Origin of the sequence: Algoriphagus aquaeductus, from assembly GCF_003253485.1 — a bacterium.
GTDB classification, from domain to species: Bacteria; Bacteroidota; Bacteroidia; order Cytophagales; family Cyclobacteriaceae; genus Algoriphagus; species Algoriphagus aquaeductus.
Genome location: NZ_QKTX01000009.1, coordinates 193,372 through 209,160, shown reverse-complemented (window position 1 = coordinate 209,160; position 15,789 = coordinate 193,372). Strand labels below are relative to the sequence as shown.

The window sequence follows — 15,789 nt, the reverse complement described above, 5'->3', positions numbered from 1 at the left end:
AATCAACAACAGGCCTATTAGAAAATTCAACTACCTAACTCCTAAAGAGAAATTATTATCTTACAAACCCGTTGCACTTATTACTTGAACACGGCAATTACTTAATTGAGAAACTTCCCAATTATTAATAACCTGCTCAGCATATGTTGAAATTGAATGGGGTCTTGAATTATAAAAGCGATGCTTCTGATAATCCTGTTTAACCCTACCTCCAACCGTTTCTAAAATAATATAATTTTTAAATTTTGACGAAAAATAATTAAGAAAAGGTTTATTATCATGTAATCGGCCATTAAAGATAAAAATACTTCTTAGATCTAGAGCTTTTTCAATAGCCCTTGCGATATTCAATGCAAAAATCGAAGCATAAGTAAGATTAGATAGTAATACTTTATCTAATTTTTCCCAATTATCATTTCTTGTTATATCCATATAGCTTGATAAAATACCACTACCTAGATCAATCTCTGCTTTTTTAAAATTCTTAAGTTCATCAAAAGAATTTAACGTGCTTACATCAAAATCAATTAAATCAGTGTCAGCATTAATAAAATCATCAAGGTGAACTACTTTAATTTTCCTTTCATCATCAAAACATCGAACCATCCTATCAAACACATATTGACATATCAAGCAGTTTAATTTACTTCCTCTAGGATTTTGTTGACAAAATTGAATTTCTCCTCTACACTTATACATAAGTACTTCTGTATCCGGATTAGAATTTGAAAATTCAAGAGCCTCATCTAATACTGTGGGGAAATTTGGGGATTGCATTGTAAACGGATGAAAAAATAATACTTTGTCTCTTTTCATAATTAAAATTCAATTAAAATAAATATTTTATATCAAATCTCGTTCCCTTCGTAAGATTAGAATTAACTCTTTCTCCAAATATCTCAATTGAATTCTTTGGATGCATTCCGAATCCAGGCCTAATGCTTCTCACATTTTCTTCTGTAATAATTTCTCCAGCCTGGATATCCTTCACCACATACAAAGATCTACAAAAATCTCTACCCTTTTTCTGCTTTTCAGTAAGGCTATAATCAACAACCCCAATTGCTTTTTCTGCTTCTCTAATAGCATTCACCATTTCACCAAATTCTTGCTCTGTCATTGAGAAAGAAGCATCGGGACCTCCAATCGATCTATCTAAAATAAAATGCTTTTCAATAATTTTTGCTCCAAAACAGGTTGCTACTACTGGAACCGTACTACCTATGGTATGGTCAGAAAGTCCAGTAATCACATCGTATCTTTCGGCCATATCATTTACCATAATCATGTTGGCTTCTTCAATCGGCGCTGGATAGCTTGATGTGCATTTCAACAATGCAACTTCCTTATTTCCCATGCGATAACAGGCATCTAATGCAAGTTCAATGTCTTCTTGGGTAGCTATTCCTGTGGAAATAATAACAGGCTTTCCTTTGGAAGCTACATATTCTATCAATGGAATATCCGTGATCTCAAAAGAAGCAATTTTGTAGGCAGGTGCATCTAAGTTTTCAAGAAAGTCCACTGCTGTTTTATCAAAAGGAGAACTGAAACAAACGAGCCCCTCTTCTTTAGCTGCATTGAAAAGCGTTTCATGCCATTCCCAAGGGGTATAGGCAGATTGATAAAGTTTATAATATGTCTGGCCGTCCCAAATTGAGCCTGACTTAATAATAAAATCCTCTTTATCACAGTCAATTGTCAAAGTGTCCGCTGTATACGTCTGAAGTTTTATAGCATCTGCTCCAGCTCTTTTCGCAGCTTTAATTGTTTCAATGGCAGTTTCCAGGCTTCCATTATGATTTGCTGATAATTCAGCAATTATAAAAACTTTTGAACTTTTATTAATTTCGAAATTATCTATTTTCATTTTCTATTATTCAAGTATTTTTCCGGATTGAATTTGAAAGTCTATGTCTCTAAACTTTTTTATTTTTATTACTCCATTTGGTGATTTGACCAAAAAAGGTTCAGCAGAAAGGATTAAACCATTTGGCATATTTTCCTCATAACCTCTTTCATCAAAAACCACTTCATCAATTACTATTTTATTTGAATCCAACAACGAGAAAGCTCCCGGGTATGGATATGCCTGGGCCCTAACCCAATTCCTAATCCTTTCCTTTTGCCAGTTCCAATCAATTCTTCCATCCTCTGGTGTTCTTTTTCCAAAATATGTAGCTTTTAAGTTGTCTTGTCGTAATAAAATCAATTTGCCACTTTCGATTTTTGAAATTACCCGATCGATTAATGGAATATAATTTTCACTATATTTTCTAAGAATTTCGGCCCCTGTTTCATAATATCCAATAGGTATTTTTATCTGCTCAATAATATCACCTGTATCACAGCCATTATCAATAAGATGGGCTGTAATCCCTGTTTCAACTTCGTTATTGATAATTGCCCAAACATGTGGAGTTCTTCCCCTATATTTTGGAAGTAATGATCCATGTATATTAAACGCAATTTTTGAAGGCAAATTGATCAAATCTTTCTCAATAATAAAAAGATAATTAACTGAGATCAAAACATCTATTTGTTTGTCTTTTATAAAGTCTTGACTTCTTCCATCTCTAGGGTTACCTACAAAATAAGGTACTTTTTTTTCTTTTGCTAATTGTATAATATCAGTAGACTTTCTATCCGTCATCACAAAAGTCAATCCCGATTTGGCAAGAAAATATTTTACAACATTTAGCCCCAATCCTCCACTAGCTAACAAGCCAATCCTCATAAAGTATTATTTAATTTGGAGTGAATTACTGCATCAATAAACTTACCATCATAAAGGCAATGCTCATTTAAAATAGCATCTTTAAAAAATCCGTATTTTTCAAGCGTTTCATATAAATGAGGCCTTAAATCAAATGCATATACAAATATTTTATGTAGCTTAAGACCTTCAAAAGCCACTTTTTCAATCAAACCCAAATAGGTCTGCCAGTGAAAAGAAAAGAAATCCTTTTCCAAAGCAGTATCCATGATAAAGGAAATCTCCGCATTTTTATCTATCCAGTTAATATGTACCAGCCCTCCATATCCGATGCATTTTCCATCCTCCAGATAGGAAAACAAAATCTGATTGGGGTATTCTTGGTCAAAAAGTTTAGCAACAACATTTTTAAAATAGGCATCCTGATCTGCTTCTGTCAAGGGTCTATTCTGGCGCAGATGGTAAATCTGTTCATTTCGCCATTTCATGATGGCGTATTTATCCTCCATTCTGATAGGCACAATAGAATAACTACCAGTGGAAAAGACCTGCTTATTTAAGACTTTGTAAGTAGCCATATTTCAGTTCGGCCAAATGCCAATCATGTAAATTATCAATATCCTGAACTTCAAGGGGAGAAAGCTCTATAGCCTTCGTATTGTCAGTAAAAAGTTTTTTGTTCAACAGAAACCTTTCGACATCAAACCAATACCATTGTCCGGCATCATGGAAGACCTCTTCCAAATCCTGGGATCTGCTATTCAGGTGTTCTTTCCAAATCATTTCTACAGTACCTTCTCTGTCTTTTCTTAGGCCTCTCCAAACAGGATATCCAAACTTTACAGTTGGGAAGACAGTATCAGCAGCTGACTCCCGCAGTAAATTTTTACCATGTACTAATGAATCTACAGTAACAAAAGGAGCTGTCGGATAAATGCAGCAGGCTCTTATAAATTTTCTTCCTTGTTTACTGTATTCCATTAAGACCTCTTCAATAACATCCGAAGTAGTAGAATGGTCATTCGCATTTTTTTCCGAACGAAAAAAAGGCACCTTAGCCCCAAACTTTTCAGCTATCCCGGCTATTTCAGCATCATCTGTAGACACCATTACCTCATTAAAAAGTCCTGAAGATAATGCTGCCTCTATACTGTAAGCTATAATGGGTTTACCGGCAAAGTCTTTGATATTCTTTCTGGGAATCCGCTTGCTCCCTCCCCTTGCAGGTATGATACAGATGTCAGCCATTGAAAAAAGAAAGTATGGTATTTATGACAAATTCCTGTTCTTCGTTGGTTAAAGTTGGATACATAGGCAGACTGATACAGTTTTTATAATACTGCTCTGCATTGGGCATATCTCCTTCCTCCCATCCAAACTGTCTATAATATGGCATCAGGTGAACAGGGATATAATGAATCTGAGCAAAAATATTTTTTTCTCTGAGGTAGTTGTATAAACCTAAACGATTTTCAATTTCAATAACATATAAATGGTAGGCATGACCCTCTACCACTCCCGATTGACCTTTAATAAAAGATTGACCTTGAAAGGCCTCATAATACTTTTTTGCTATTTCTTTTCTTCTTACCAAACCTTCGTCTGCTCTCTTTAATTGGCTTAAACCTAAAGCAGCTTGAAAATCAGTTAATCGGTAGTTATAGCCAAGTTCCTGCATTTCCATATACCAGGCTGGGAATGCAGAATTATGAGAGGCTAATGAAAAATTATCTTTTCCCCTTGCGAATTCAAGTGAGTTTTGGAATAAAGATTCATCTCTCGTGATTCCGTGGGTGCGAAGCATCAAAAGTTTTTTGTAAAGGTTCTCATCGTTGGTAGTAATCATGCCTCCCTCCCCTGAAGCGATGTGTTTGACAGGATGAAATGAAAAAATTGCCAATTCTGCAAACTTACCATTCCCGCAATGCTGTTTTTGCCCCTTACTATCTATAAAATATCCCCCTGGTGAATGACAGGAATCTTGGATAATCCATAAGCCAAACTCATCAGCCAGTTCTCTAAAAGCCTCTAAATCTACTGCTCTACCTGCAAAATCAACCGGAATAATGCCTTGATAAGTACCTTTTGGTGAAGCTTGCAATAACTTTCTTACTGAATGAATATCCACCAAATAGGTCTCTGGATCAATATCAGCAAAAACTACCTCACCTCCGCAATAGCGGACACAATTGGCTGAAGCAGCAAAAGTAATTGGAGTAGTGATTACTTTATCGCCAGGCTTTACTCCGATAGCTAAAGCATTTAAGTGTAAGGCTGCTGTGCCATTGGATACCGCAATGGCATATCTGGAACCGACATAGCTTGCAAAAGCATCTTCAAATTCCTTGATTTTAGGACCTTGGGTTAGGTAATCCGATTTCAAAGTTTCTACTACAGCCTGAATATCATCCTCCGTAATATGCTGCCTTCCGTAGGGTATAGGGTTCATCAGATCAATATTCAAAAGTTGAATCAACGTGTTCTTTGATAAGCGATCGAAGTGAGTCTACTGTTTCCCATTCTTCGTTATCCCCTGAATTATATGCAAATCCCTCCTTTACTTTAACCGCACCAAATTCCTTAATAAAATCTTCTAATTTGAACTTTGGTACAGCTGGAAGAATTGTGAAATATTTTCCCAGATCGTAGGTATAAAAAGAGTCTGAGGGAGTAATCATTTCCTCATGAACCTTTTCTCCCGGTCTTATTCCAACGATTTTCTGCTCACATTCTGGCCCTATAGCTTTCGCAACATCAGTAATTCGATATGAAGGAATTTTCGGGACAAATATTTCTCCTCCCCATGCATGAAATAACGCATGCATTACCATATCCACACCACCTTGAAGTGAAATATTGAATCTAGTCATATTTGGATCAGTGATTGGCAATACCCCTTCTTTTTTCTTGTTTATAAAAAATGGAATTACAGAACCATTTGACCCCATAACATTTCCATACCTGACAACGCTAAAACGAATTGGATTCCATCCTTTTATATTGTTAGCGGCTACGAAAAGCTTATCTGAAGCCAATTTGGTGGCTCCGTATAAATTAATTGGAGCACATGCTTTATCAGTTGAAAGGGCAACTACACGTTCAACATTTGTTTGAAGACAAGCATCGACTACATTTCTCGCTCCATCTATATTAGTTTTAACACATTCTTCAGGATTGTACTCCGCAATGGGAACATGCTTCATAGCAGCTGCATGAATGACATAATCAACCTCTTTGAATGCACGAATCAACCGCTCCTTATCCCGTACATCTCCAATAAAAAATCGAATTTGAGGAAATTCTATAGAAGGAAACTCTTGAGCCATTTGGAATTGCTTTTGCTCATCACGTGAAAAAATAATTATCTTTTTCACCTCTGGATGATTTGAAAGAATATACTTAGTTAAGGCTTTTCCTAAAGACCCTGTACCTCCTGTTATTAAAATAGTTTTATTCTGTAACATTTTGTTATAATCTTGCATCTATTAATTCTTTATTCCAAAATCCTTTCACATCAAACACCACCTGACTTTCCGACTTCTGAATTGGCCAGGATTTGAATTCTTGGTGTGCGACGGCTAGGATAATGGCCGCATAATCCTCGAGAACCGGCTTAGTTCCACCATTGATTATGTCAATACCATACTCATGCTTAACTTCCGCAGGATCTGCCCAAGGATCATACACACACACGTCCATATCAAAGGACTTGAGCTCCAGATAGATATCGATCACGCGAGTATTGCGCACATCCGGACAGTCTTCTTTAAAGGTAAAACCCAGGATCAGCACCTTGGAATCAATCACCTTCAGATCCTTGCGCATCATGTGCTTGATCACTTCGGTAGCTACATATTTCCCCATTGAGTCATTGAGTCGTCGGCCTGCCAGGATAATCTCCGGATGGTATCCTACTTCCTGGGCCTTTTGTGCCAGGTAGAAAGGGTCTACCCCAATGCAGTGCCCTCCTACCAGTCCTGGACGGAAAGGAAGGAAATTCCATTTGGTACCCGCAGCCTCAAGTACCTCTTGCGTATCAATACCCAACAAATTGAAGATCTTACTGAGCTCGTTGACAAAGGCGATGTTGATGTCCCGTTGGGAATTTTCGATCACTTTGGCCGCTTCCGCTACCTTGATGGATGAAGCCTTGTGCGTTCCTGCGGTGATGACTGCTTTATATAGTTGATCCACGTATTCAGCCACTTCAGGGGTGCTTCCAGAAGTGACTTTCAGAATTTTAGTCACCGTATGCTCCTTGTCCCCAGGGTTGATGCGCTCAGGGGAATAACCCGCAAAGAAGTCCTCGTTGAATTTCAAACCGGAGAATCTTTCCAAGACTGGCACACATTCTTCTTCGGTCACGCCCGGATAAACCGTGGATTCGTAGATCACAATATCCCCTTTTTTTAGGACTTTACCGATCGCTTCGGAAGCCTTCAGCATGGGCGTCAGCACAGGACGGTTGTGTTTGTCGGTGGGTGTAGGAACCGTCACGATGTAGATATTGGCATTTGCCATTTCAGCGGCAGAATCGCTCACCAAAAGACCTTTGCCGGATTGGTCCAGTAGCTCCGAAGAGGATACCAAGACAGACTGAAGTAAGTCGTCTTCCACTTCGAGGGTACGGTCATGGCCTTTTTGGAGTTCGCCGACCCGCTTAGAGTCAATGTCGTAACCGATAGTCTTAAATTTTTCTGCAAATGCGGTGGCTAAAGGAAGGCCAACGTATCCTAGGCCGATGATGGCAATTTTGCTTTCGTTAAAAGGTTTGAGCATGGAAAAGTTAATTGGTACTTATAAAGTTGGTTTGGTGTTTAGACTGGGTGGGAGAAGGGTTCGAAGTTCAGGGTTCGAGGTTTATCCTGAGTTGGGCGAGGGGTTCGGAGGGAGTTAGAGGTTAAACGTTAATTCGTTAAGCGTTAATCGCGCTTTCGTTTGCATTTTTACATTACATCCATAACTCTCAAATGGAGCAGCTCCAAAAGAGTTACTTATAGCCTTTGCCACCACTGTATTTTAATGTATTTATTAGTCCTTGGAGTTTGTGTTTTAATTTTTCTGTCCATACCAGTATTTCTGCTTGCTCTTCGTTTGAGATATACTTCCAATCCAAAGCTCGATAGGACTGGGATCGAACTTCTCCGTTTGAACCTTTTGAGATGTAAAGAAAATTGATGAACTCCTTGTTTCCATCGCGCTCAAAGCCCTCCGCAATATTATCCATGCAAGAACCTGCCGCTGAATTAATCTGAGCTGAAAATTTGAAATCTTTTAAAAAAGGAACTTTTGATATTAAGCGTTTGACAAGTTTGCAAAGCACTCTAGCTAACTGCCAAACTTCCAGATCCTCAAAATTCTCAATTCTTGCCAAGCGAATTACTAATAAGGTTAGGTGCGAAGACGTTAAAGGTTAAGCGCGTTTACCTTTAACATTTTAACGGTTAACGAATTAACAGACATTCTTTAAGCAATTATTTATACTATGCTTAACGTTTCACGTTGAACCTCTTTAAAGCTTCGCCCTTTCAGTCCCAGTCCGATCAAAAAAAGCATAGGAAAGAACCGGGATGGGAGGAACAAGCATGCCCTACTTCGCCTTCTCCGATACTTGTCTTTACCTTTTTTGTCTTCGTGAACCTAGCGGTTGATGGATTCTTCAGCGTAATTGGAACGCCTCAGTCAGTTTGGGTTTATTCTTAAAAAAGAATGGTCTTGCCTCTGCCTCTCCTTATAATTTCGTGCCAAAGTTAAGAAAATGAGCAATTTTTGTACTCAATTTTAATCCTATTTTCTATTGGTTTTTTTCTATCTTCAAAATTGCGATTCATACCCACAATACTTCCACTGGTTTAAATCATACTCCTGATTTTATCAAGGATCTCCATTCCTGAAACCGCTCAGCATCAGGAAAATACCAAAGTTGGGAATGCCCAAACTTTTCCAAAAAAATCAGGCCCCCAGTTTGGGTGTTAACCAACAATTTGGTCCACTTCTCCTGTTGTTGAATCGGGTACTTTGAATACAATTCCTCATAGAGATCAGAGACTTGAGAACCGTAATCATACTTTCTCCTAAACTGACCCAACAGTTCCCCTCCCCAATAAAACCGGTAAATACTGAGCGGAAAGGTGCCTTCCTTGAGTGAAAATCTGAAGACCTTCAGTTCCCGACCCTGATACTCGCAGGTACAGATCACACTGGGCTCGACATCCTGAATGGGCGTCACAAAAAATTGATTGATCTCCTCCTCAAATCCTGTAACGGGTTCTTTTTGAACAGATTCTGTCGAAGACCGGTGAAGAAATTCACGAAGCATAAGCATGGGATCAAAAAATACCGGCTTTCCGGCGTATTGATACCTGCAAATAACTCCACTAACCTGCCTCCGGGCAGTGGCATAACCAGAAAAGAGCTTTTTAAAATAGTTAATCATACTGGGTTAGTCAAAAATGAAACTATCTGATGGATGAGATCAGACTTTTAAAATGTATCAAGCCCTATTCCAAGTCAGAATTGCATCCCGAAATTGGAATTTTGCCTACTCAAAAGTAGGGGAAAACGAGTCAATCCTAATACACCCCCAGTTATTTTTTTTACAACTAAATTCCTGTTTTTTTAACTTTTGAATAATATTAAAGAATATAATTATTAAAATTATAATTTTTTATCAAAATAATACCATTTTATTTTATGCATCATCGTTTCAAAAACAGGGTTTAGAGCAAGCCTACTTGACAAACAAACTGCGTATTTTTTGCAACATTCAAAAAACCGGATTTTTATTGCAAAAACTCATGTTTCAAATCCATGGAACCGAAGGTCAATCGAGAGGGCTGGGTAAAATCCAAGTTCCTTTTTCCTGGATTTTCACCGAATCCAAGATCCTAAACCTAAGCTTCGGGCTGCACTTGGGCACTTTAAGGGCTGTATCCTTGGATTTGCTGAATTTTGGGCATCAAAATCTCAGGATTTAATCCTAGGACTGGAAAATTTTTAATCTCAAGCCCTCTTCACTTTTCTTTCCTTTTGAATCCATGGGGCAAATTGGATGAACCTGTAGACAAAGGATACAAAAAGGGGCAAATCCGAAATAAGTTAAGGAATCCTTCTATTCTATAACGTATCATCCAATCCCTCTTTCCAAAAACAACCTGAATCGCATCCTACTTTTGAACCTAAGGTGGTAAACTTGTCCTTGGATCGAGGTTCCTCCTTACACCGAAGAACCTAATTCTGATTTTCCTTGCCTGATTCGGTATGGAGAAATCCGGATTCTGAAATCCCTACCTTCCCGGACCATGAATAATTTACTTTGCCGATCAATAATTCTTCTCTTTCTGAGTTTCGTTTTCCTTTTGCCGGGAAGGGCTCAGCAAACACTCGCTTATCAAAATCTAATGCTCCAGACGGGGGACTTGATTTTTGTAGGTGCAAAAACCGACCAGCTATCCGGAGCGATCAATCGGGTTACCCAGCGGGAGGAAAATGCCTCTTTCGACCATGTGGGCATTTTGGAGGTGTCAGACGAAACCGTCTTTGTCCTTCATGCCAGTCCTAAGAAAGGCACTGTCCGGGAGCCTCTAGACAGTTTGGTCTCTGATTCCGCTGAAAAAGGAAAACAACTTGCCGTGTATCGACTCTCCGAAGAGACCCGGCACTGCATTCCCGAAGCCATCGCCACTGCCAAATCCTTGTTGGGTAAACCCTACAACTGGAGTTATGTGCTCAACGATACTTCACTTTATTGTTCTGATTTTGTCGAACGGGCATTTCGGGCAGCGTCGCTATTCCACCTGGAACCCATGACTTTCAAAAATCCTCTTACCGGAAAAACGGATCTGTATTGGGCTGAATTTTACCAAAAGCTGGGAATGGAAGTTCCGGAAGGAAAGCCCGGCTGTAATCCCAATGGCTTGGCCGCTAGCCCGAATCTGAAGAAGCTGGGAGACCTTGTTCTAGCCCCCTAGCCCCCTATTTTTCTCTGATTGATGCTATCGAGACAACCACTCCGAAAGCATTTTCGGTGAATTTCGGATCTCGTATTTTGCCTGAGAAAATCCTCATCCCACTGTTCAAAACTGATTACCGGGGTTTGACTTTTGTCCTTATGGATTCTAGGTATGAAAATGGACCTTAAAAAAACCCGAACAGGAAGCCTGCCCGGGTTTTGTATTGGGTCTGTTTGGTTAATGGTGTATTCCCGAGAGGAGCTTATCCTCGAGTCGGGCTTCATCCACGGTCAACTGACAAATGCTGACCAGGATAGTCCCTGCCGTGATGGCGTAGCCTGCGATGGACTGCACCAGCTCGGGAACGAATCCCGGAGCGGTGACCACAGCTATTCCTACGGCTGCGATGATCAATCCCACTCTCTTCAACTTTTGGAAGAAAGGAGGCGTGGGCGCAACGGCCCGGTATTGGAGTTCTTGGAGTGTGTTCATTGTTTTGATTTGAAATTTGAGATTAGAGATTAAGAGATAAGAGATTAAGAGATAAGACAGTAGTTAATTACCTCTTGGCTCTTGCCTCTTGCTTCTTGCTTCTTGCATCTTGCTTCTTTCATCTTGATACTTGATACTTGATACTTGATACTAGCTTCTAGTTCCCTTCAGGCTTCTCGAAACAGCCCCTTTGCCCAGAACAGACCTTACCCACTCTTGCTGGCTTTCCAGACGGACCACTGCTTCTTTCAGCACCTGAAACTGATCCCTGATTTGCCTGAAGTCCTGGATCAACAACTTCAGAAAATAGGCGATCACCGAGAGTAACAGCGATAAGATCGCTCCTACCCAACCTAGGAGTACGAGGGTATCCGGCATGATTCCCTGAGGTAAGGAACTCCCAAAGATACTACCTGCAACTCCACCACTTCTCCCCGCTCCCAACAGCAGCCCAGTTCATCGAACAAGCGCTGAAAGGCCAATCGGGTAAACAAAGGCCTACCCTCTGCCCGATAGCAGGTCACGGGGGCCATGATTCCGGAGGTCGGAAGTTGATCCGGGCCCAGGGATTTGATCCAGCCCTGTTTCCCTACCCGAATCATCCAGCCCGATTCTTCGGTATATTCCGGACTGAGCTCATACACCCCCTCTTCCAGGCAGGAATGCTCCCTGCCGAAACAGGCCTTGGGAGCTTCCCGCATCAGGCAGAGTGGGCGATGTCCCAGGTAGAGCCTCCCCGGAGTGCCCCGGGGAGTGTATCTACGTTTGAGAAGCAATCGCATCAGCTACTCTTTACCGTCCCCAGAATCTTAGCCGCGTTGTGGGCCCCGTTGTTGATGGCATACTCCACCCCGTTGACGATCTGGATAAATTCCACACTGAGCAGAAACACCAGATGAGTGCCCTCAAGGGGCGCCTTGTCGACCGATAGCGTCTGTGACGGTGCGGAGTCCAGGACAGACTGGGCTCCGGTACTCACGCTGGCTACCGTACGGGTTCCCAAATCGAAATCCACCCCTACGCCGGTGGCAGAAATCCGGTAATGGGTTGCTCCCCCGGGAATGGCGATCATATCACCGGGTACAAAGGAGGGCAGTTGGACCACCCAGGCTGAGGGAGAATCACTGACTTGGATCTCAAAAAACAGGGTACTGCTCAGCGAAGAGCCGGCATTGAGTTCCATATCCCTGATCAGTTCCCAATTGCCCAGCTTGACTCTGCGGTCACCCCGCACGCTGGATTCATCCGATTTCAGCACCTGCATCATCACTTGGGTGATGCGGAGATTGAGCCGCTTGTCTCCAATCTTGGAGATCACCGGCCTCAGGGCATCCCGAAGCAACTTGGAGGAGCTCGCATTGTCGGTAAACTCCCGGATATTCTCCCGAGTGCGGGCAAATCGGGGATCATTCATGATCCTGGACTTTTCCACCCCTCCCTTTTCCCGGGCGAGGTAGCCATTTCGGGTCTTGTAGAAGGACAGTCTTCCGACCGGTCCCTTCAGGGTAATTACTCCTGTTTGCTTTGCCATATTACATGGGGTTTAAGTGAAACATGGCACCAAGATCAAAGGCATTTACCTGACTATCAATTGAATGTGCCATCCTTGCGGTCTTTTTCAAAAAAATCAGGATAATGCTTTTCTGGCTTTACTTTTCAATTCAATGCCTATCGGGCAGGTGCTGCGGAATGTGCAAATTCTGCAGTATCGAAATCCTATCGGAAACCTTTCAACTCATTCTTTAAGAAATAAAAAAGCCCAGGTATTTCACATAAAACCCGGGCCTTTCCATTGATTTCCCAAGAAGAAAAGGAATCCTCCTCCGGCGAAAATCAGTCTATTCTTTCAATCCACTCATTCAAACAGGGATACCTTTAAAAACGCCCTAAACACAGGGAATCAGAAAATTCAATCCGCTTATTCCTTTTGCCATAAAAAGAAACAAAATGGAAAAACTTACCCACCTGACTGCCTGACCATGGAAAATATATCCGAATCAGCCCATTTTTTCGATAAGCTCCTTCCCGGACACTCCATTTCCGCTTGCTTTGGGGATCATAGCCAAGGTAAAAAATCAGGTCCGCATCGACCCCGTTACCTTCAAATGAGTTCGGTCTCCATCGGATCAACAAGGTAGTTGGACTTTCCCATTCCAGTTGATAGTCCGCTAGACCAAGAATATCTCCAGCAGAAGTACTGATCCGTTCGGGGTACAATACCGGCTCTCCCTCTTCCGGAAGAATTGCCTTTTTCACCGCCAAAGACAGGGCTTTCCCAAACCGCTTGGATTTATCTCCTGGAATTCCTGAAAATCCAAATTCCAACTCATCCCGGATCGGTGCCAAAAAAGAAGAAACCTTGGCAAAAGCCTCCCGCTGATAGCGTTGCTTGGCGGAGGGTACAGTTGCTATGCGTTCGGGCTTGGTGCGGAAACAGATTTTTCCATTTCGCTCATACAGGATCAGCTTGCCCAGTTTACCTGTCACATTGCCTAGAAGATTTTCCAATAGAATAGCCATAGCGGTAGGATAAGGTTAGTGTTTGGGTAGTTTCTCCGACTTGATTTCGCCTTTATTTCGCCTTTCGTGAGGGACAAACCCGATGCTGAGCCGAAGTTGAGTCGAAGATAAGTCGAAGATGATCCGAATATGAGCCGGATTATCCCAACCGATCAGTTGAAAACTATCTTAACCAGGTGGGAAATAACACCGGACTGTTTCTGCCCAATCCTCTATACAAATCAGATAAGGCAGGTTAGATGTATTGCTCGATTTGCTGAATTGGAATTCCTGAAAACTCCGAGAATTCGTCTAAAGTCACGAACTGATGTTCATTCTTGTGGTAAAACTTCCTGATTTTTTGGATCAGACCATGACTGTAACGCTCGCTTCTGCCGGTAATGATCTGAATATCTTTGGGATATATAACACAACGTTTCCTTAGCATGAGCGGCCTCCTTTCAGGTTAGCAGGGTTGGTTTTCCGTTGACTGGTGAAAAATACCTAACCGTCATGGCTGACCAAGCCAGACAGCCTCCCACCAAATGCAGTAGCCTGTTAATCCAGGTTTGACAACTTTCATCGTTCTCAGTGACCAATCTTGAAAGAGAAACAATTTTTTCCTCAAGGACACCCAGCTCTTTTTTGGCTATGGCTTCGGCATCCCTTCCAAAGGATGCCTGTAGGATAATGAGTTCATTGTAGAAATCATTGGCCTTTTTCTCTTTGCTGAGTGACACCAGGTCATTGGAAAGGCAAATGTATCTGGCAATGGTGGACTCCAAGATTCCTGTTTCACAATTCTTAAAGTGCTTTTTTGTTCTTGCTAGCTGAATCGCCAAAAAGACGCCGGAAGAATAGGGCCGAAAATATTTATAGTCTTCAAGGTCAGGAATTTTACCCTCTATTTTATTACGAATCTCCCATTGAAGGCCATTGAGATATTCCTTCCAAGATCCCTCCCACTCTCGCTTACTATTTTCCTCAGGAAAAGAATTCTTTAATTTTTCCTTCAATTCAAGCAGCCGGTTACCGATCCGCTCCTTTCGCCCCTTGTCTTTATTCATTGATGATCTGGAGAGGCCTTCCAAATAATCCATATGTGATAAACTAGGATCTTGATCCAATAAGTCGTCCAACAAAAACAATCCCAAGAAGAACTGCATAACCAAAGTAAGCTTTTCGGCATCGATCTCCGGATATAAAAAGCCTGCAAACCAATTGATTTTTTCCACTCTAAATCTTTCCAATTCAGCGTGGCTTTCAAAAAGGCCGGATTGCCAGGCCCACCTGAGAACTTTGAGATCACATTCACCGGTGGAGCGATGTAGTGCTGAGGGAAAAAGGGGCCCTTTCATTTCAAAGATCTTTTAGGTTATGTTTCCACCGCTCGACTGTTCGGGTATGTACTCCAAAAAAAGAGGCCAAATCAGAATTGGTTATTTCGGCTTCCAAACCCGGAAATTCTTTCATCAAAAGTTCATAGCCCTGTTCCAGACCTAATTTTGCGATCGAATGAACCCTACTTTTTCGCTCTGATATCCGATGGGCGATTCGGTGGGCCAGCAAAGAAAACTCAGGATGCCGATGAAGCAACAATTCCTCCGCTGAGATGGGAAATTCCAAGAAGACAACCGCTGAAATAGATTTGATAACTGTCTCACTGATTTGGCCCGAACGATAGGAAAATTCATCAAATACCGTATCAGTAGCCTGGAAAATCGAAAGTAGTTCCAGTTTTTCTCCATGGGGATAAAAGAGTCCGATAAACCCTTCACATAGGTACCTGCTGACCAGATCCGCACTTCCGCCAGGCTTGATCAAGGTATTTCGCTTTGCCTGGACCTGCCTAAGGATGGGAATTACCTGCTCATATCCCTCCCGGGGAACCCTAAATAGCTGATCATAATCAGCGATCATCATTGAAATAAACTTCTGTTCCATAGTATTACCCGTTTTATTAAAAGATCAAAACCTAGTGGGGTGAAAAAGCAGGTCTTGCCGGAAAGCAACTAAGAACTTATAGTCAAACTAATGGTTACGAAGTATTTTTTCAAGAAAATCCGTCTCAAACTTATTCATTTAGTAAAAAATACCGACAAAAGTCGGATTACGACTTTCATTTTCTTC

20 protein-coding genes are annotated in these 15,789 nt (G+C 41.3%); 2 read left to right on the top strand and 18 right to left on the bottom strand.

Translation table 11 applies throughout. The annotated features are described in order from the left end of the window. Window positions 1–60 precede the first annotated feature (60 nt). From CLV31_RS13645 to CLV31_RS13600, 10 genes are all read right to left on the bottom strand, one after another. Window positions 61–816: a hypothetical protein gene (locus CLV31_RS13645; RefSeq protein WP_111393452.1), complete on the bottom strand. Its 756-nt coding sequence runs from the start codon at window positions 814–816 to the stop codon at window positions 61–63. Window positions 817–829: 13 nt separating this feature from the next. Next, on the bottom strand, window positions 830–1,870 hold the full coding sequence (pseI, locus tag CLV31_RS13640; RefSeq protein WP_111393451.1) for a pseudaminic acid synthase: 1,041 nt from the start codon (window positions 1,868–1,870) through the stop codon (window positions 830–832). Between the two features lie 6 nt (window positions 1,871–1,876). Beyond that, on the bottom strand, window positions 1,877–2,737 hold the full coding sequence (locus CLV31_RS13635) for a methionyl-tRNA formyltransferase (protein ID WP_111393450.1): 861 nt from the start codon (window positions 2,735–2,737) through the stop codon (window positions 1,877–1,879). Next, on the bottom strand, window positions 2,734–3,294 hold the full coding sequence (locus tag CLV31_RS13630) for a GNAT family N-acetyltransferase (RefSeq protein WP_111393449.1): 561 nt from the start codon (window positions 3,292–3,294) through the stop codon (window positions 2,734–2,736). The genes CLV31_RS13635 and CLV31_RS13630 overlap by 4 nt, the downstream gene beginning before the upstream one ends. Further along, entirely contained in the window at window positions 3,269–3,964 is a 696-nt protein-coding gene (gene pseF / locus CLV31_RS13625) for a pseudaminic acid cytidylyltransferase (protein WP_111393448.1), read from the bottom strand. The genes CLV31_RS13630 and pseF overlap by 26 nt, the downstream gene beginning before the upstream one ends. After that, complete coding sequence (gene pseC, locus CLV31_RS13620; RefSeq protein ID WP_111393462.1) at window positions 3,957–5,165, bottom strand: UDP-4-amino-4,6-dideoxy-N-acetyl-beta-L-altrosamine transaminase; 1,209 nt, start codon at window positions 5,163–5,165, stop codon at window positions 3,957–3,959. The genes pseF and pseC overlap by 8 nt, the downstream gene beginning before the upstream one ends. A gap of 4 nt (window positions 5,166–5,169) precedes the next feature. Then, on the bottom strand, window positions 5,170–6,180 hold the full coding sequence (gene pseB / locus CLV31_RS13615; RefSeq protein ID WP_111393461.1) for a UDP-N-acetylglucosamine 4,6-dehydratase (inverting): 1,011 nt from the start codon (window positions 6,178–6,180) through the stop codon (window positions 5,170–5,172). A 4-nt stretch (window positions 6,181–6,184) separates the two neighbouring features. Next, window positions 6,185–7,495, bottom strand: coding sequence for a nucleotide sugar dehydrogenase (locus CLV31_RS13610; protein WP_111393447.1), 1,311 nt, complete (start codon window positions 7,493–7,495; stop codon window positions 6,185–6,187). A 211-nt stretch (window positions 7,496–7,706) separates the two neighbouring features. Beyond that, on the bottom strand, window positions 7,707–8,090 hold the full coding sequence (locus CLV31_RS13605) for a four helix bundle protein (protein WP_111393446.1): 384 nt from the start codon (window positions 8,088–8,090) through the stop codon (window positions 7,707–7,709). Window positions 8,091–8,573: 483 nt separating this feature from the next. Then, a complete protein-coding gene (locus tag CLV31_RS13600; protein WP_111393445.1) occupies window positions 8,574–9,152 on the bottom strand; it encodes a hypothetical protein in 579 nt (192 codons plus the stop codon). Between the two features lie 349 nt (window positions 9,153–9,501). Here CLV31_RS13600 and CLV31_RS13595 point away from each other — a divergent pair, with 349 nt between their 5' ends. Together CLV31_RS13595 and CLV31_RS13590 are read left to right on the top strand one after the other, a co-directional pair. Next, window positions 9,502–9,693, top strand: a complete 192-nt coding sequence (locus CLV31_RS13595; RefSeq protein ID WP_181452638.1) for a hypothetical protein — start codon at window positions 9,502–9,504, stop codon at window positions 9,691–9,693. A 324-nt stretch (window positions 9,694–10,017) separates the two neighbouring features. Beyond that, complete coding sequence (locus CLV31_RS13590; protein WP_181452637.1) at window positions 10,018–10,686, top strand: YiiX/YebB-like N1pC/P60 family cysteine hydrolase; 669 nt, start codon at window positions 10,018–10,020, stop codon at window positions 10,684–10,686. 219 nt (window positions 10,687–10,905) lie between these two features. Here CLV31_RS13590 and CLV31_RS13585 read toward each other — a convergent pair whose 3' ends face one another. The 8 genes from CLV31_RS13585 to CLV31_RS13545 form a co-directional block, all read right to left on the bottom strand. Further along, window positions 10,906–11,160 carry a hypothetical protein gene (locus CLV31_RS13585; protein WP_111393442.1) on the bottom strand — a complete coding sequence of 85 codons (255 nt, stop codon included), beginning with the start codon at window positions 11,158–11,160 and terminating at the stop codon, window positions 10,906–10,908. A 150-nt stretch (window positions 11,161–11,310) separates the two neighbouring features. After that, entirely contained in the window at window positions 11,311–11,538 is a 228-nt protein-coding gene (locus CLV31_RS13580; RefSeq protein WP_111393441.1) for a hypothetical protein, read from the bottom strand. Continuing rightward, window positions 11,514–11,942, bottom strand: a complete 429-nt coding sequence (locus CLV31_RS13575; protein WP_146250902.1) for a DUF5675 family protein — start codon at window positions 11,940–11,942, stop codon at window positions 11,514–11,516. Before CLV31_RS13575 ends, CLV31_RS13580 begins: the two co-directional genes overlap by 25 nt. Further along, window positions 11,942–12,691 (bottom strand): hypothetical protein, encoded by a 750-nt coding sequence (locus tag CLV31_RS13570; protein ID WP_111393439.1) that lies wholly within the window; start codon window positions 12,689–12,691, stop codon window positions 11,942–11,944. Before CLV31_RS13570 ends, CLV31_RS13575 begins: the two co-directional genes overlap by 1 nt. Before the next feature lie 344 nt (window positions 12,692–13,035). Further along, entirely contained in the window at window positions 13,036–13,680 is a 645-nt protein-coding gene (locus tag CLV31_RS13560) for a DUF6266 family protein (RefSeq protein ID WP_111393437.1), read from the bottom strand. A 235-nt stretch (window positions 13,681–13,915) separates the two neighbouring features. Beyond that, window positions 13,916–14,107: a hypothetical protein gene (locus CLV31_RS13555; protein WP_111393436.1), complete on the bottom strand. Its 192-nt coding sequence runs from the start codon at window positions 14,105–14,107 to the stop codon at window positions 13,916–13,918. Window positions 14,108–14,120: 13 nt separating this feature from the next. Then, the gene (locus CLV31_RS13550) at window positions 14,121–15,017 is read right to left on the bottom strand and encodes a terpene synthase family protein (RefSeq protein WP_111393435.1); all 897 of its coding nucleotides are present in this window, start codon (window positions 15,015–15,017) and stop codon (window positions 14,121–14,123) included. 1 nt (window position 15,018) lies between these two features. Beyond that, complete coding sequence (locus tag CLV31_RS13545; protein WP_111393434.1) at window positions 15,019–15,603, bottom strand: cyclic nucleotide-binding domain-containing protein; 585 nt, start codon at window positions 15,601–15,603, stop codon at window positions 15,019–15,021. Between the last annotated feature and the right edge of the window lie 186 nt (window positions 15,604–15,789).

Coding starts and splice junctions, on each gene's coding strand:
- CLV31_RS13645 (WP_111393452.1), bottom strand. CDS start 816: ATGAAAAGAGACAAAGTATTATTTTTTCATCCGTTTACAATGCAATCC.
- pseI (WP_111393451.1), bottom strand. CDS start 1,870: ATGAAAATAGATAATTTCGAAATTAATAAAAGTTCAAAAGTTTTTATA.
- CLV31_RS13635 (WP_111393450.1), bottom strand. CDS start 2,737: ATGAGGATTGGCTTGTTAGCTAGTGGAGGATTGGGGCTAAATGTTGTA.
- CLV31_RS13630 (WP_111393449.1), bottom strand. CDS start 3,294: ATGGCTACTTACAAAGTCTTAAATAAGCAGGTCTTTTCCACTGGTAGT.
- pseF (WP_111393448.1), bottom strand. CDS start 3,964: ATGGCTGACATCTGTATCATACCTGCAAGGGGAGGGAGCAAGCGGATT.
- pseC (WP_111393462.1), bottom strand. CDS start 5,165: ATGAACCCTATACCCTACGGAAGGCAGCATATTACGGAGGATGATATT.
- pseB (WP_111393461.1), bottom strand. CDS start 6,180: ATGTTACAGAATAAAACTATTTTAATAACAGGAGGTACAGGGTCTTTA.
- CLV31_RS13610 (WP_111393447.1), bottom strand. CDS start 7,495: ATGCTCAAACCTTTTAACGAAAGCAAAATTGCCATCATCGGCCTAGGA.
- CLV31_RS13600 (WP_111393445.1), bottom strand. CDS start 9,152: ATGATTAACTATTTTAAAAAGCTCTTTTCTGGTTATGCCACTGCCCGG.
- CLV31_RS13590 (WP_181452637.1), top strand. CDS start 10,018: ATGAATAATTTACTTTGCCGATCAATAATTCTTCTCTTTCTGAGTTTC.
- CLV31_RS13585 (WP_111393442.1), bottom strand. CDS start 11,160: ATGAACACACTCCAAGAACTCCAATACCGGGCCGTTGCGCCCACGCCT.
- CLV31_RS13580 (WP_111393441.1), bottom strand. CDS start 11,538: ATGCCGGATACCCTCGTACTCCTAGGTTGGGTAGGAGCGATCTTATCG.
- CLV31_RS13575 (WP_146250902.1), bottom strand. CDS start 11,942: ATGCGATTGCTTCTCAAACGTAGATACACTCCCCGGGGCACTCCGGGG.
- CLV31_RS13570 (WP_111393439.1), bottom strand. CDS start 12,691: ATGGCAAAGCAAACAGGAGTAATTACCCTGAAGGGACCGGTCGGAAGA.
- CLV31_RS13560 (WP_111393437.1), bottom strand. CDS start 13,680: ATGGCTATTCTATTGGAAAATCTTCTAGGCAATGTGACAGGTAAACTG.
- CLV31_RS13555 (WP_111393436.1), bottom strand. CDS start 14,107: ATGCTAAGGAAACGTTGTGTTATATATCCCAAAGATATTCAGATCATT.
- CLV31_RS13550 (WP_111393435.1), bottom strand. CDS start 15,017: ATGAAAGGGCCCCTTTTTCCCTCAGCACTACATCGCTCCACCGGTGAA.
- CLV31_RS13545 (WP_111393434.1), bottom strand. CDS start 15,603: ATGGAACAGAAGTTTATTTCAATGATGATCGCTGATTATGATCAGCTA.